This window comes from Caldalkalibacillus mannanilyticus JCM 10596, from assembly GCF_000615945.1.
In the GTDB taxonomy this organism is placed as follows: Bacteria; Bacillota; Bacilli; order Caldalkalibacillales; family JCM-10596; genus Bacillus_AT; species Bacillus_AT mannanilyticus.
In genome coordinates this window covers 20,035-35,338 of record NZ_BAMO01000029.1, presented here as the reverse complement: position 1 = coordinate 35,338, position 15,304 = coordinate 20,035, and the positions used below count along the sequence as shown (strand labels likewise).

The 15,304-nt window shown below is 40.3% G+C and carries 16 protein-coding genes; 8 read left to right on the top strand and 8 right to left on the bottom strand.

Going from position 1 to position 15,304, the window contains the following annotated elements; all coding sequences use genetic code 11:
• Positions 1-96 precede the first annotated feature (96 nt).
• From JCM10596_RS15520 to JCM10596_RS15490, 7 genes are read right to left on the bottom strand one after another with little or no spacing between them, the layout of a single operon-like run.
• A complete protein-coding gene (locus JCM10596_RS15520) occupies positions 97-531 on the bottom strand; it encodes a CBS domain-containing protein (RefSeq protein WP_025027924.1) in 435 nt (144 codons plus the stop codon).
• Positions 524-886 carry a P-II family nitrogen regulator gene (locus JCM10596_RS30370; RefSeq protein WP_025027923.1) on the bottom strand — a complete coding sequence of 121 codons (363 nt, stop codon included), beginning with the start codon at positions 884-886 and terminating at the stop codon, positions 524-526. Before JCM10596_RS30370 ends, JCM10596_RS15520 begins: the two co-directional genes overlap by 8 nt.
• 17 nt (positions 887-903) lie before the next feature.
• Positions 904-1,245 (bottom strand): P-II family nitrogen regulator, encoded by a 342-nt coding sequence (locus JCM10596_RS30365; protein WP_025027922.1) that lies wholly within the window; start codon positions 1,243-1,245, stop codon positions 904-906.
• Positions 1,217-1,966: a DUF1538 domain-containing protein gene (locus tag JCM10596_RS15505; protein WP_025027921.1), complete on the bottom strand. Its 750-nt coding sequence runs from the start codon at positions 1,964-1,966 to the stop codon at positions 1,217-1,219. Before JCM10596_RS15505 ends, JCM10596_RS30365 begins: the two co-directional genes overlap by 29 nt.
• On the bottom strand, positions 1,963-2,655 hold the full coding sequence (locus JCM10596_RS15500; protein WP_025027920.1) for a DUF1538 domain-containing protein: 693 nt from the start codon (positions 2,653-2,655) through the stop codon (positions 1,963-1,965). Before JCM10596_RS15500 ends, JCM10596_RS15505 begins: the two co-directional genes overlap by 4 nt.
• 28 nt (positions 2,656-2,683) lie before the next feature.
• On the bottom strand, positions 2,684-4,189 hold the full coding sequence (locus JCM10596_RS15495) for a potassium/proton antiporter (RefSeq protein WP_025027919.1): 1,506 nt from the start codon (positions 4,187-4,189) through the stop codon (positions 2,684-2,686).
• A 40-nt stretch (positions 4,190-4,229) separates the two neighbouring features.
• Complete coding sequence (locus JCM10596_RS15490) at positions 4,230-4,793, bottom strand: tyrosine-type recombinase/integrase (protein ID WP_025027918.1); 564 nt, start codon at positions 4,791-4,793, stop codon at positions 4,230-4,232.
• A 201-nt stretch (positions 4,794-4,994) separates the two neighbouring features.
• On the opposite strand from JCM10596_RS15490, the gene JCM10596_RS15485 reads away from it, so the two are divergent.
• From JCM10596_RS15485 to JCM10596_RS15455, 8 genes are all read left to right on the top strand, one after another.
• Complete coding sequence (locus JCM10596_RS15485) at positions 4,995-5,948, top strand: arsenic resistance protein (protein WP_025027917.1); 954 nt, start codon at positions 4,995-4,997, stop codon at positions 5,946-5,948.
• A gap of 142 nt (positions 5,949-6,090) precedes the next feature.
• Complete coding sequence (locus tag JCM10596_RS15480; protein WP_025027916.1) at positions 6,091-6,507, top strand: hypothetical protein; 417 nt, start codon at positions 6,091-6,093, stop codon at positions 6,505-6,507.
• A 45-nt stretch (positions 6,508-6,552) separates the two neighbouring features.
• Positions 6,553-8,742, top strand: a complete 2,190-nt coding sequence (locus JCM10596_RS15475) for a protein translocase subunit SecDF (RefSeq protein ID WP_025027915.1) — start codon at positions 6,553-6,555, stop codon at positions 8,740-8,742.
• Between the two features lie 155 nt (positions 8,743-8,897).
• A complete protein-coding gene (locus JCM10596_RS25870) occupies positions 8,898-10,055 on the top strand; it encodes an MFS transporter (protein WP_051541344.1) in 1,158 nt (385 codons plus the stop codon).
• 8 nt (positions 10,056-10,063) lie between these two features.
• Entirely contained in the window at positions 10,064-10,306 is a 243-nt protein-coding gene (locus JCM10596_RS28080; RefSeq protein WP_051541343.1) for a hypothetical protein, read from the top strand.
• 145 nt (positions 10,307-10,451) lie between these two features.
• Positions 10,452-12,470, top strand: coding sequence for a serine hydrolase domain-containing protein (locus JCM10596_RS15465; protein WP_025027914.1), 2,019 nt, complete (start codon positions 10,452-10,454; stop codon positions 12,468-12,470).
• A 68-nt stretch (positions 12,471-12,538) separates the two neighbouring features.
• Positions 12,539-13,240 carry a response regulator transcription factor gene (locus tag JCM10596_RS15460; RefSeq protein ID WP_025027913.1) on the top strand — a complete coding sequence of 234 codons (702 nt, stop codon included), beginning with the start codon at positions 12,539-12,541 and terminating at the stop codon, positions 13,238-13,240.
• Positions 13,224-14,609: a sensor histidine kinase gene (locus tag JCM10596_RS15455; protein WP_025027912.1), complete on the top strand. Its 1,386-nt coding sequence runs from the start codon at positions 13,224-13,226 to the stop codon at positions 14,607-14,609. Before JCM10596_RS15460 ends, JCM10596_RS15455 begins: the two co-directional genes overlap by 17 nt.
• A gap of 111 nt (positions 14,610-14,720) precedes the next feature.
• Here the strand turns inward: JCM10596_RS15455 and JCM10596_RS25865 are convergent, their stop codons facing one another.
• On the bottom strand, positions 14,721-15,194 hold the full coding sequence (locus JCM10596_RS25865) for a pyridoxamine 5'-phosphate oxidase family protein (RefSeq protein WP_369345654.1): 474 nt from the start codon (positions 15,192-15,194) through the stop codon (positions 14,721-14,723).
• Between the last annotated feature and the right edge of the window lie 110 nt (positions 15,195-15,304).

The window sequence follows — 15,304 nt, the reverse complement described above, 5'->3', positions numbered from 1 at the left end:
CGAATGTTAATAATATGTGCTAAGCTAACTCATTTTATCAACACTTTAGGTGGAATGATGTGAAGGAAATCACAATATAAGAATGTTCTTTGTTTTTTAGTTCATTTCTCTTACTAATTCGTAGGCGTCTAAATCCCCGATCAGGATATTCTTTTCATCTACAACAGGAAGTTCTTCAAGACCATGAACAATGAATAACTCAAGGGCTTTTTCTAAGGAATCGCTTTTTCGCACGGAGATAGGAGGTATCATGATATCCTTAGCTGTGGAATTGAGTGATACATAGTCTAGGAGCTTTCCCTTGGATACCGCTTTTCCACTATTTACTCCACTTCGAACTGCCAATACTTTGAGCAACTCTTTAAGTGTAATAATCCCGATTAATGTTGTATCCTGATCAATCACATAAATAGAACGATATATTGGATCTACACCAGACATTTTTTGGCGTACAAGACGAATGGAATCATCTGCAAGCACGGTACTCGGGTTATTGGTTATATTCTGGTAGAAATCACCCACCCTAGGCATTTTTTTCACCTTCTTTTTCGTTTACCATACGATTCAGTATATGGTTAATTCCTATCGTTCTTTCCACCTCCAAAACAAAGGCAATTCCTTTACCTGGCTTGTTTAATTCAGCATCTAGCATAATTGACTGTAATACCTTTTCCGTCTTTTCTCGATCAATTAAGGTTAAAATTAGTTCCTTTTCAGGTTCGATGGCAATGTTAAAAAGCTTGGCTTGTTCATGGATTCCCGTTCCTCTGCCGTAAATAATAGTCCCACCTTCAGCTCCTGCTTTTTTTGATGCCTCAACTACTTTTTCTGAATATCCTTTATTGACAATCGTCACGATCAAATCATAATAAACTTTATTTTCCATCATATCCTCCTTGAAAATCAGCTTTGTGCTTTCAGTAAGTGAGCAATTCCTGCAATGCGTTGTACATCGATGACGAATCCAATTCCATTCCCAGGTGTACTTAGCTTCCCCGCCTTTTCAATAGCTTGAATAATCTGCTCCATCTTTTCAGTGGGCATTAAAGTTATAATCATTTCTTTATCATGCTCTACTGTTATTCCAAAGAATGTTTTCATTTCGTGAATCCCTGTTCCTTTTCCGTAAATAATAGTCCCGCCTTCAGCTCCGGCTGCTTTTGAGGCAGTTACTATTTTGGAGGCGACTCCTTTTTTTACAATAGTGACTAGCAACTTATGATTCAGATTCAAATGTTCGTTCATTTTCCTTCTCCTTTCGATCATAAAGGATTCCCAGTATCAACACAGATAAGATAGGAGATAGAGCTACTAAGGCGATCATGCCAAAACCATCTAGTAAGGGATCGCGTCCCTCCAATACAGAAGCAATACCGACCGCCATGGCTACAATAAATGTTACAGTCATGGGACCTGTGGCAACTCCACCTGAATCAAAAGCGATGGCAGTGAAAGTTCGAGTAGAAAATCTAATAAGAACAAGGGCTATAAGGTATCCAGGGATAATGAAATACCATAGAGGAATTCCTAGAATCATACGTAGCATGGCTAGAGCAATAGAAGTAGCCACACCTATAGATAATGTGTAGAGCATTAGCTTTTGTGGAATGTAACCTCCCGATACTTTTTCAACCTCATGATTCAGAATACGCACAGCGGGTTCGGCAAATGTAGCCACAAACCCTAATACAAAGCCAATGGGAACAAGCACCCACAAATGCTCTTTTTGTCCTAGGATGATTCCCATCATTTCTCCTGCAGGTAAAAAACCGATATGCACTCCTTGGAGAAAAAAAGCAAGCCCCCAAAAAGTAAGAAAGATTCCTTTGAAAATATCCATGAGCTTTTTAAATGGTAATTTTAAAACGAAAAACTGAAAAAACAAAAAGAAAATCAAGAGAGGGATGAGGGCGAATGCAACTTCATAGAGTACATGTCCGAACCCTTCGAAAATCTGTATATTCATCCATAAATCACTCCTAACAATAAGACGGCTAAGATAGGTCCGATGGATGCTAGCGCTACCAATCCAAATCCATCCGTTGAAGCTGATTTTCCTCTTAATACTGATGCTACACCGACACCTAATGCTAGAATAAAGGGCACCGTCATAGGACCAGTAGTGACTCCCCCAGCATCAAATGAGATAGGAATAAAGTGAGCAGGGGTAAAGGCAGCTAATAAAAAGACACAACCATATCCACCGATAAGCAGGTAGGTCAAAGAAATATTTAATAATATTCTAAGCATAGCCAAGCCTACAAAAATGGCGACACCTACAGCAACTGTATAAATCAAAATGGTTCTAGATACAATCCCATCTGATACTAAATCAACCTGGATGGCTAGGACACGCACATCTGGTTCTGCGATAGTGGCGACAAACCCAAGTAGAAATCCAAAGAAGACAACAAGCCAAGCTTTTCCCATTCGTGGGAGAGCTGATCCAATCATTTCTCCTACAGGTAACAATCCAATATGTACCCCTAAAAGAAAAAGAATGAGACCGACTGAAACCATGAGGACTCCAATCATAAATTGTACAAACATCTCCTGTGGCATACCGATCATTGTAAATTGTAAGACAATGACAATAAGTGACAATGGCATAATCGCATAGACAACTTCCTTGACGGTGTCTTTAATATTTTGCATTGCTTCCTCCTCACCTGAATTTTTTTTGTTAGAGGGTGCTCTCTTTTATTTCTACATGAATAGGTTCGATCTTTTTATTTAGTAACATTTTTAATTCATGTTTTTTTTCTTTTGCCACAAGGATATAAAGAATATCCCTGGCTTTAATTTCTGTATTTCCATGTGGAGTGACTAAATCCCCAGACCGAATGATGGCATTAATAAGGACGTCTTGAGGGAAGTTAATCTCTATGAGAGTCTTATTAACAATGAAAGCTTCCTCACTTACTTCAAATTCAATAATTTCTGCGTTTGCTTTTCCTATGGAAACAAGCTCTAATGAGTGCGGAGGCTCTACTTTATTGGGACCATTTAGCCCTAATTTTTGGGCTAAAAATGATATGGTCGAGCCCTGGATTAAGGCAGAGATTAAGACAACGAAAAAGACAACGTTAAAGAACAACTGGCTATTCTCCAGCCCCATAGTCATAGGGAAGGTAGCGAGAACGATGGGGACAGCCCCCTTTAATCCAGCCCAAGATAAGAAGACCTTCTCCTTCATGTCAAAGCCCATTCTCAGCGTGGAGAGAAAAACAGCAATCGGTCGAGCAATAAAGATTAAAATAATCGAAAGCAAGACCCCTTTAACGATAATCTCTAACGATAGAAATTGTTTAGGGAAAACCAGGAGTCCCAGAATAATGAACATAAGAATCTGCATCATCCAAGCAAATCCTTCATTAAATCTAAAGATCGAATGACGATAGGTCAAATCCCTATTTCCTATGACAAGGGCGGCTATATAAACCGCTAATAACCCACTCGCTCCGATTAGATCAGTAATACTATAGGTGAGTAAAGCAAAGGCGAGGGCAAAAATAGGATAGAGTCCACTAGAGTCTAAGTTGATTTGGTTTATGGAGTAGCTGGCAAAACGTCCAAGTAGGTATCCCATGACTAAACCAACTCCCATTTGCCAAAAAAATGTGCCTATAAGCAGATAATAAAGTGGATTTTCAATTGTCATCAGCTCAATTAATGACAAGGTTAAAAAAACAGCCATCGGATCATTGGTCCCAGATTCGGCTTCTAGAGTTGAACTAAGCCTTTCACGAATATTCTGTCCTTTAAGAACAGCGAAGATCGCTGCTGCGTCTGTAGAACCAACAATGGCACCAAAGAGAAATCCTTCTAGCCAAGTCACATTAAGAATAAGCTTGGCAGCGAGAGCAACAACAATGGTAGTAAGCAAAACCCCTAATGTAGCCAAAGAGAGGGAAGGCTTGGCTACTGACCTAACAGAGGACCATTTGGTTTGCAACCCCCCTTCAAATAGAATGATGACCAAGGCAAAAATACCAATTAATTGAGCAAGCTGCGGGTTGTCAAAGTAGATGAAGCCTAAACCGTCACTTCCCATCAGCATTCCTACGAGTAAGAATAGTACAAGGGCAGGAACTCCCAAGCGAGTTGAGAATTTAGTGGTTAATACTCCAATGATTAATAATAGAGATGAAAGTAAAATATAATAGTCGATCGTCATTTGTTCTAGCATCTTTTATCTTCTCCCTTCCTCGACGGTGATCCCATTTCCTCTATAAATTCACATCAATTTGCACTTTAAACACTTCCTCTTTTTGAATTCCAATGTATCGTAATGTTTCAGCGCGTGTCGCATGATGAAAGATGGATTGTAATAATGAAATTGCCACCCCTTTTCGATAAGCATGGTAGCCAAATGTTTTCCTCAATGTATGAGTGCCAATGGGTGAGCTAACCCCTGCCTCCCGGGCTACCTTATTGATAATTCGATATGCTTGCTGACGAGTAATGGGGAGATTATTTTTCTGTGATTTAAAAAGATACTCTTCTTCTTTTAACCCAGATTCATGAAAATAATCCTCTAGCGCTTTTCTCACCTTTTCATTCAGGTAAAAATATTTTTCTGCACTTTTTTTGTCTTCTTGTAAAACGAAATACTCACGAATATGTATGCCATCATAAACATCCTTGACCTTCATTTTTAATAAATGACTTACCAGAATGCCCGTATTGATACCTAAAACAAAAAATAAATAGTCCCTAGTTGATCTTTCTTGAAGAATTTTTTGTATTTGCTTGATCGTCTTGATCTCTTTAATAGGTTCTACAAATTCCATTTTCACACCTCAATATAGTTACTTAATAATAAGTATAGCATATAATATGTAACATTTCCTGTCGTTTAACTGTAAATTTAGAGGGCATTACGAGGATGACATGCCAACACATCCAAGGATCCATTTCTGTTGCTCGATGTATCTGTTCCTTCATTCCTATGTTAAAATCACAAAATAGAGTATGCTTGGGGATGTGAGTGAATGGGAATGATTGAGAAATTCTATACGTTCATTATTTTTCTAGCCGTGGTGACTGGCTTATTATTGGGAAAGGTTGATTTGATTCAAGCCCATGCAGACAGCATCTTGATTCCATTACTAGTGATTATGCTCTATCTTACCTTCTTACACATTCGATTTCGTGAGATTAGAAGCTCATTTCTAAATCTTAAGTTTTCCATCACTGCTCTCCTCATTAATTTTGTCTGGGTTCCCTTCTTAGCTTGGGTCTTAGTGGGATTATTCTTAGATCACCCAGCTTTAGCTATTGGATTTATCATGTTAATGGTGACTCCTTGTACAGACTGGTACTTAATTTTTACAGGAGTGGCTAGAGGGAATCTAGCCTTATCTACAGCTATTTTACCGCTGAACCTTATTTTGCAAATCTTATTGCTCCCGATCTTTCTTTTGCTCTTCACAGGGACAAGAGGGGGAATTGAAGGAGCTTATTTCATAGAAGGGGTAGTGATTGTCCTTCTCCTTCCTTTGCTGTTAGCAGGTTTGACCCAGCTTCTACTAAAAAATAAGGAACAGCTTCAATCTAAAATCCTCTCAAAGCTTAGTGTCTTACCTATCGTTTTCCTAGCCTTTGCGATTATGGCTATGTTTGCCTCACATGGTCAACTGCTAGTCGAGAACATCGAGTTGTTGTGGTCGCTCATACTGCCTGTACTTTTGTTTTTTGTCCTTAATTTTTTCTTCGGGCAGCTGGTGGGAAGGAGCTTGAAATTTTCATACGCAGACAGAGCAAGTTTAAGCTTAACGACATTAGCGAGAAATTCACCCATTGCTTTAGCTCTTGCTATGACAGCCTTTCCAGATCAACCCTTAATTGCTCTCACCTTAATTATAGGACCGTTAATAGAACTGCCTGTTTTGGCTGTGGTCACACAAGTGTTGGTATGGCAGAGGAAGAGAGAGGAACGCAACTAGTGGCACGGTTTACAAGTTGGAACGAAAAATAGATTCTTGCTATAATGAAGCGTAGTATAATGTTTTGAAATAGCTATTAAAGGAGAAAATTTATGTATACTATATTGATTCCTGATAGCAAAGCAGTAAAGGAAAGAATAACATGAAAAAAAGAATATCATCTTGTTTAATCTTTGTTCTTTTGACATTGATGAGCTTAGCTGTTCCTCTATCTGGGAGTATAGATCATGCTTCGACAGAAGGAACGAGTCAATTTATTTCACAGCAGCAAACCATTTGGCTTCTTTCAGAACAGGAAACCAGATTCACCTTTTCTCCACGACTGCGGATGAGTGGAAACGAGGCATTACGATATTCTGATCCTTTTCTGTTGTCGTTTACTAGAAGTGTTGGTTTACATACAATTGATATTCAAATCTCTAATTACCGTGAGGTATTAAAATATAAGGAAGGATTAGCAACCTATAGTGAAATCAAAGAATCCTTAGCTTCAAGTACTTTTTTAACGCCGAGAAAGAGAATGGAGCGATCTTGGGTTAGACCTTTCTCCCTTGTGTAATCTTATTTTTTGATTAAGAGAACATGAAGGGAAGGAAAGGTGAGAATGAATAGGTTTAGTAGAATTTTTCTTTTTTTATTTCTAGTTGTGCTTACTTTTGGTGTAGTAGGGCTTACTTCTTCTGATGTTGTGGAGGATATTACTCTAGGGTTAGATCTACAAGGTGGTTTTGAAATTCTGTATCAGGTGATTCCTTCGCAGGAAGGACAGGCTGTTACCAAGGATTTATTACTTCAAACCCAAACAGCTCTGCAAAAAAGGGTCGATGCGATCGGAGTGAACGAACCCGAGCTGCGGATAGAAGGAGAAGACCGAATTCGGGTCAAGCTTGCAGGAGTGACGGATCAAGAGCAGGCTAGACGTATGCTAGCTACGGAAGCCCATCTTACATTCAGAGATGTACATGATCAGCTTATGATGGGTGGAGAGAATATTGTAGAAGGCTCAGCAAAGGTTCATATAAATGAGGTCAACCAGCCTTTTGTAGCTTTCAAATTTAAAGACTCGAAGCAAGCGAGTGAAGTCACAGCGACATTATTAGCGCAGCCTATGGTGATCTGGCTAGATTGGGAAGAAGGGGACTCCTTCGAGGCGGAAAGCCAGAAACCGAATCCTAAATTTATTTCGGCTCCGATTGTTAAAAATATTTTGAACTCAGAAGGCTCCATTACAGGCAACTATACCTACAGTGAAGCAAAAGAGCTAGCTGATTTCTTAAATGCTGGGGCGCTTCCTGTTACCTTAGAAGAGTTATCTGCCAATAGTGTGGGAGCAAAACTAGGTGAACAAGCGATGGATCTGGCAATAAAAGCTGGATTCATAGGAGGAGCCTTAATTATCCTCTTTATGCTGATCTATTATCGTCTTCCTGGAGCGGTAGCGGCTGTTACGATTGTGGCGTATGTCTATCTCATCCTGCTTGTTTTTAATTGGATGCATGCCACCCTGACACTACCGGGGATAGCAGCTTTAGTTCTAGGTGTTGGGATGGCTGTCGATGCGAATATATTAACCTATGAGCGGATTAAGGAAGAAATTCGTGCTGGTAAATCGATCGTGTCTGCCTTTAGAGTTGGCTCAAGGCGAGCTCTGGGAACGATTATGGATGCCAATATCACCTCGATTATTGCCTCTATGGTTCTTTTCTATTTTGGCAGCAGTGCAATTCAAGGATTTGCTGTTGTTTTAATGACAAGTATCGTACTTAGTATGCTGACGGCTGTATTTGGAACTAGGCTATTGCTTGGCTTACTCGTTAGAAGCCAAGTAGTGGATCAGAAACCTCAGTGGTTTGGTGTTAAGAAGCAGGACATCATTAGTCTAGAGGCTCCGAAGTCCACTCCTGATCACGATAAAAATCAATCAAGGGGATTGAACTTTGTTCAACACCGTCGCAAGTTTTTTGGCATTTCGGCAAGCATCATTGTCCTAGGTATCTGCTTTCTCGCTTTTTCGGGCTTGCAATTAGGCGTTGATTTTACAGGTGGGACTCAACTTGAGATGATCAATGCGAAGCAGGGCTTTGTTCTTGATGAGGTCAAGGATGGACTGCGACAGGTTGGTTTGCCGGCTGGAGAGTTTAGTTTTGCGGGGAATAACAATGAAGTGGTTCGTATTTTATTTCAAGAAAATATTTCAAAAGAGCAACGTCATGAGTTAGAGCAATTGTTTAGCGCGAAGTATGGTGCAGAATTTAGTATGAGTGAAACGACGGTATCTCCAGATATTGCACGAGAATTAGCCAGACAAGCGATCTGGGCAGTCCTCTTAGCGTTTGGAGGAATTCTTATCTATATAGCTGTCCGATTTGAATTTCTTTTTGCTGTTGCTGGGATCATCGCTTTGCTGCATGCACCATTATTCACTCTGGTTGCAGTTGCCGTCATCAGAATGGAGGTCGATCTGACCTTCATTGCTGCCATATTGACGATTGTCGGGTATTCGATTAACGACACGATCGTGATTTTTGACCGAATTAGAGAAAACCTGCGGATAACGAAGATAAAAAATAAGGCTCAATTAGCAGACCTTATTAATCAAAGTATTCGTGATACCCTTGCTCGGTCCATCAATACATTAGTTACAGTCCTCTTTGCCGCTATAGCTTTATATGTATTTGGTGGGGAAGGAATTCGGAATTTTTCACTCACCCTTCTTATTGGGTTACTGGCAGGAGCGTATTCCTCTCTATTTATTGCTCCTCAGACATGGTTCGTGTTTAAAAGCAGGACATAGTTTCTTATCGGGCTGTCGAACAACGTTTCGACAGCCTTGTTGTATAAATGACTTGATCTTTGCATAGAAAGAATAGCAATCGAAGAGAAAGGATGCATGGGTTTAGGTGGTAAACTAGTAATAAAACAAAGATCAAGGAAGGAACATGATTAAAAATGAAAAAACTAGACACAAGTAGTGAGTCAGCCATTGCCCATTCAGAGATGAAGCGATGTGTGCCATGGATTTATTATGTGATCTTTTTTGCTGTTTTGAACGAATCGCTGTTCAATGTTTCTACACCAAGCATTGCTCAGCAGTTTGACTTGGATGCGGCAGGAGTAAGCTGGGTTATCACCATTTTCTTTATCGTTTTTGGTTTGGGGATGGCGATCTTCGGTAGACTTGCCGATCTGTATAGTGTCAAAAAATTAATTACAATTGGAATTATTCTATATAGCGTAGGATCTATTTTAGGATTTGTTCTTCAGGCTTGGTATCCTGCTGTGATTCTGTCCCGAGCGATTCAAGGGGCTGGAGGTTCTGCAATTCCGGCGTTGGTATTTGTTATGGTGGCTCGATTCTTCACACAAGAAGAGCGCGGGAAATTATTTGGCATGATTACCTCCACGGTTTCTTTCGCTATTGGAATTGGACCGGTGCTTGGAGGTTATGTAGCTGGAGCCCTCCACTGGTCGTTTTTATTCCTTGTTTCGCTTCCTGTTTTGGTGGCGATTCCTTTTTTCAGAAGGCTGTTACCCAATGAACCTCGTCGACCAGGACGTTTGGATATCCTGGGAGCCGCTCTATTAGGGCTTGTTGTATCGATGCTGATTGTCTATACGACCAAGGTCCAGCTGATTTATCTGTTGGTTTCTATCATCGCACTGGGAATTTTTATCGTTCACATTCGTCGGGTGAAGGAGCCTTTTGTTGATCCCTCCTTATTCACCAATAGGAAGTATCGGAATGCACTAATCATTGGATTTTTGATCTTTGGAACGGTCATCTCTGTGATGTTTGTGATCCCGTTGATGCTAAGCAATATTTATCATCTGGGTACGGAAAGTATAGGAATCATTATGTTTCCGGGAGCCATTAGTGCAGTTATTTTTGGGAAGGTGGCAGGGCATTTAACGGTCAAAAAGGGCAGTCATTTCGTTGTCTATCTAGGTCTTTTCTGTATTGCCCTCAGTTTACTGCTACAGTCTTCCCTTATTGGACTGTGGGTCTGGTTTATAGGGATGGTGCTGATCCTGATGTACATTGGATTATCCTTTCTCAGACGGCACTGGCTGAGAGTGTCACGCAAACTTTGCCGCCTCAACAAATAGGGGTAGGAATGGGATTCTTTAATATGATCGTTACTATTTCTGGTGCCATCGTCACCGCAGTGGTGGCAAAAGCAATGGAGCAAAAGCTATTTGCTTTTCCACTGCATCCGATGATTTCCAATGCAGATGCTTATTTATATGGCAATTTGATTCTATTCTTAAGCATCGTCATCACAGTAAGTGGTGTCCTCTATTATGTGACCTTTAACCTACAGACAGATCGTCAGCCTAAGCCAACAACGAACGAATAAAGAGAAACGGGCTAAAAGCAAGTCTGCGTAGCTTAGATGAGGCTCTGACAAATTTCAGGTTATATTAAGGTTACATCAACACAGGATTAAGTTTTCTCTCTTATACTTTTCAAGATAGAACATGAATGTAAAGGAGAGTAAACAAATGAGGACTTTTGGAAAGCTTGGTAGTAAGCTTGCGATCACTCTATTGTGCGTTTTGTTATTTAGTATGCTAAGTGGATGTATTCTACAGTCAGAAAAAGAAATACCTATTTTCTCGGATCAAAAAGCTCCAGGTCAAGAAATGGAGCTTTTTGCCGATGATTTCTTTCAACGTCCAGAAATCAAAGAGAATCTGGCAGGAGCTGTTTTTGTAGTCGTGAGAGATGATAAGATTTTGGTGAAAAAAGGATATGGTTTCGCTGATGAAAAGCAGCAGGTGCTAGTCGATCCGGACAAGACGGTTTTTCGTGTTGCATCGGTATCCAAGACGATCACCGCTACAGCCGTGATGCAATTAGTTGAACAAGGGAAAATCGAATTGAATAACGATTTATCTGCGTATCTAGGGGAGATTCAGATTCCAAATCTGACGACGGGTTCACTCTTAAAAATGAAGCATCTATTAACGAATTCTACGGGTTTTGAGTATGGGGATACGGCTGATTCCTCTACGGAAGACCTGACACAGGAAGTTTCATTAGAGCAATATGTGAGAGATCATGCTCCTAAGGTCGTTCGTCAGCCTGGAGAATATTATCGATATGACAATCTAGGATCTACCATCCAGGGCTATGTGATTGAACAAGTGACTGGGCAAGCCTTTGGAGTGTATGTAAGGGAACATATTTTTCAGCCCTTAGGGATGGAAAATAGTGATTATAGGCTCACACCGTCTATCATGAGCCAGCTAGCTGTGCCCTATAATACGCTAGGTGAAGAGATTCCGATCTATGCGACTATTCCCACAGAGCTTCCCGGAGGCGGAATGCTCTCCACAGGTTCTGATATGGCGCAATTTATGCTGGCACATCTGGGAGGTGGGAAGCTTGGGGACAGCAGAATATTGAAAGAAGAGACAATCGCAGAAATGCACAAACCTCAGCTAGCGATCCATCCAGAGCTACCCAATATGACTTATGGCTTTGAATACTCGAACCGTCAACTCTACAATGGACATTATGTGATAGAAAAGGCAGGAGATTTGGAGGGCTATCATAGTGGCATGTGGCTCCTTCCAGATGAAAAAGTAGGGGTTTTTGTTTCTGTCAATAAGGATATGGAGATTCGTCAGGAGCTGTTCCAAGCCTTTATGGATCGTTTCTTTCTAAATAAGGAAGAGAAGCTGTTGTCTCCTGAGCCTTTATCGCCATCACAGCCTTCTCTTAGCTTATTTGAAGGTGTTTACAGCGATTTGCGTAATCGAATGTGGACCAGTCGTATTCGAGTGGAAGGGGACAAGCTTGTGCTCAGAGATCCGCTTGGAGAGCATGTCCTGCACCAAATCGAACCGTTCTTATTTGAAGACGAACAAGGGGTAAAAGCAGCCTTCAAGCTAGATGAGGAGAATCGTGTTACTGCTTTTTATTACGATCTAAAATCGGATAGCTGGGCTAGAAAAATGCAGGAACCTATGATTTTTGGAGATGTAGAGCCAGATGGTGGCTATGCCGAATATATTTATCACTTACAACAGATTGAAGTGATTGAGGCAGGAGGAGAACAGAATCGTTTTCAGCCCGAACAGCCGATCACCAGAGAAGAGTTTATCGGTTGGTTTATCCGTTGGGCAGGGATTGCTCCGTCTAAGCAAGAGCCTATATTCGCTGATACGAAAGAGAGTCCTTTTGTTGAAGAGATTCAAGCCGCTTATGAATTTGGCTTGATCGAAGGATCAGATAACGGTCAGTTTCATCCTCAACAAACACTGACAAGGCAGGAAGCAACCCTTATTGTGTGGCGAATGGCTCATCTTTATTTGTATGCGGAACCACGAGAAACTCCAGTAAGTGAAACTGATTCCTGGGCATTAGAAGGAGTCCGCTATGTGGTGGAGAAAGAATTATATGGTCCAGAAGTAGTTATGGATCAAGAGGGTGTTCTTGATTATAAATCAAAGCAAAGGATGTCGAAGCAAGAAGCAACCGCCTTATTGTCAAGATTCGCTGAGCGATTATTTTAACCTGAATAGTTCTCTTGTTTGTCTTTTTAGACAGGGAAGAGGACTAACGCTTGTAAGGGGTGAGAAACATCAAGAAGATATTGATTATAGATGATGAAGCAGAAATACGTGAGCTGTTGGCGATTTATTTGCGTAATCATGGGTATGACACTTACGAAGCTAATGATGGGGTGGAAGCATTTTCGCTCTTTCAAAAAGAGTCTATCGATCTTATTCTAGCAGATATTATGATGCCTCAAATGGATGGGACCATGCTGCTTAAAAAAATACGACGTAGCTCCAATATCCCCTTTTTATTTCTCTCTGCCAAATCAAATGATTTAGATAGAATCTACGGTTTGCAGCTTGGCGCTGATGACTATGTCAGCAAGCCTTTTAATCCGCTTGAAGTGGTAAGTAGAGTTCAAGCTTTGTTCCGAAGAATAGAATCATGTCAGGCGCTGGGCAGAAAGGAAATGGAGAGGGAATGTATTGAAATGGGGGATATCCAGCTTGATTTGAAGGGATGTAAGCTCTATAAATCTGGCGTACAGAAGGAATTGACCTCGTATGAGTTCAAAATTTTGGCTCTGCTGATGGAGCATGCCGGTAAGGTCTTTACCAAAGCCCACATTTATGAGCGGGTTTGGGGTGAAGAGTACATGGGAGATGAAAATCTAATGATGGTTTATATTAGCAAAATCAGAGATAAAATTGAAGATGATCCGAGACATCCTCAATATCTTATTACCATTAGGGGGTTAGGCTATCGTTTTGAAAAAGAAGGATAACACCTTAGAAAAACGCCGACCTTTGAAGGGGTTGTTTTTTCTTAATTATATCGTGATTAGCGGTCTTTTGTTGGGGGCAATGGGACTTTCTCTTTTTTGTACAGATCTCGTCATGAATCGTTGGATTGATCAGCGACCAAACGTGGAAGAGTTACAAGTGGAGAACTTTTACGATTCTTCAGGCAAGCTGAGTGGACAGCTGCTGGAGCGATACGGCGGCTGGCTAGAGGTGGTTAATGAAGCAGGTCAAGTGATTGAGGTCGAAGGGGAAAAAGAAGATGAGATTCTATATTATAGTCTAGAAGAACTCTTTGCTAGGATTCAGGCATTACAATACGATCATTCGATGATTTATTACGTTATCCCCATAACGGGACCTGCTGGTGAATCATATAAGCTGCTGTGGAAGATTCCAGAACGATTAGAATATCTTTATACCGCTCTAGTCATTTTTGCTTTGTTATTTGCTTTTTCCATTTTGATTGCTCTCTATTTTTATACTCATTACTCTGTCAGACAACTAAAGAAACCTCTAATACAAATTATGGAGGGTATCAAGGAATTGGATCAATTCAATCCTTCAAAAAGGCTCTCTTTTTCAGCAGAAAAAGAATTTGCAGAAATACGTGATGCCTTTAACGACATGGCAGAACGACTACAGAGGATCTCGGAAGAAAAAGAAAGAGTGGAGAATCATAGAAGAAACATGTTGTTACATTTGTCTCATGATTTGAAGACACCCATTACATCTGTTTTAGGTTATTCTCAACTTTTACTAGATGATGTGCAGCTGGAGGAAAAGCAGAAGCGTCAATGTATTCAATACATTTATCATAAATCGCACTATATGAGTGCTTTAATTCAAGATTTGTTTGAGCTGGCTAAGCTCGAAGACAATCATGTGAAGTTGAATCTAGAAAAAGTGAATATCACAAAATGGTTTCAGGAGCTTCTTGCTGAATTTTATCCTGAATTTGAAGAGAAAGGATTTCAAGTGGATATTGAGATTCTTGAAACCCCTCTTTATGTCATGATTGATTCTATGTATATGAAGCGTGTGGTGACAAACATACTGGAGAATGTGCTGAGATATAACCCTGTTGGAACAAGGCTATTTGTTTCCTGTGAGCAGCAAGAAGAAAACGTCTTATTATGGCTTGGAGATAATGGCGTCGGTGTTCCAGAACAGATTAGAGAGAATGTTTTTGAAGAGTTTATCAGTGGAGCAGATCCAGTGAAAGGCAGTACGGGGTTAGGGCTAGCCATTTGTAAAAAAATCATGATCCTGCATCAAGGGAGCATTGAATTGACGAAGGATCAGCATTATTCTACTTTGTTTCGACTCAGCTTACCTTATCGAGAAATCTAGTGAGTACATTTGAATTGAAGAGTTCTGGAGATTAAGTCTCCTTTTTTTCTTCACGTACATGTCTTCCTGGAAAGAAGAGCTTCTTTTCATTTGGCTCATTTTCTTTGGCTGTTATTTCAGTAATGAGGATTTTAAATAATGCGTCTTACTCCCTAAAGCAGAGCGATATCTTTCTACGTGGCTTCTCGTGAGTAAGGAATCATAATAGCCAGGAACATATTTATCTAGCATTTTTTGCATGGCTTGAGTTGCCTCTTCGATATCTGTGATAGATTCGATCTTTCCAAAAATCATGGTGCTCATATAGGCTGTATCAGTATGAGCAGGGATGGGCGAAACAAGTGTACCATACTCTTCACTAACGGTAAAACAAGCATTATTATTTTCTTTGATCATCTCAACTTTTCTCCCTTCGTTGGCCCCGTGAAAATAGATGCTGTTTTCCCAGAGTATGAAGTTTAATGGGACAACATAAGGCTGGTCCTTAGTAGATAATCCTAGAAAGCCTGTTTTTGCTTGGGACAAAAAATTGTGAATTTTCTCTTGGTCTTGACATTCACGCTTTGCATATCGAATCGGATTCAATATGATCCACCTCCTACAGTATATTCTCTTTTATTTTTCGTTCTTATCGCTCATCCTGCATTTGTTCTGAGTGTATCCCTAGTATATGGTTTTATTGCCTCTTGAAAAAG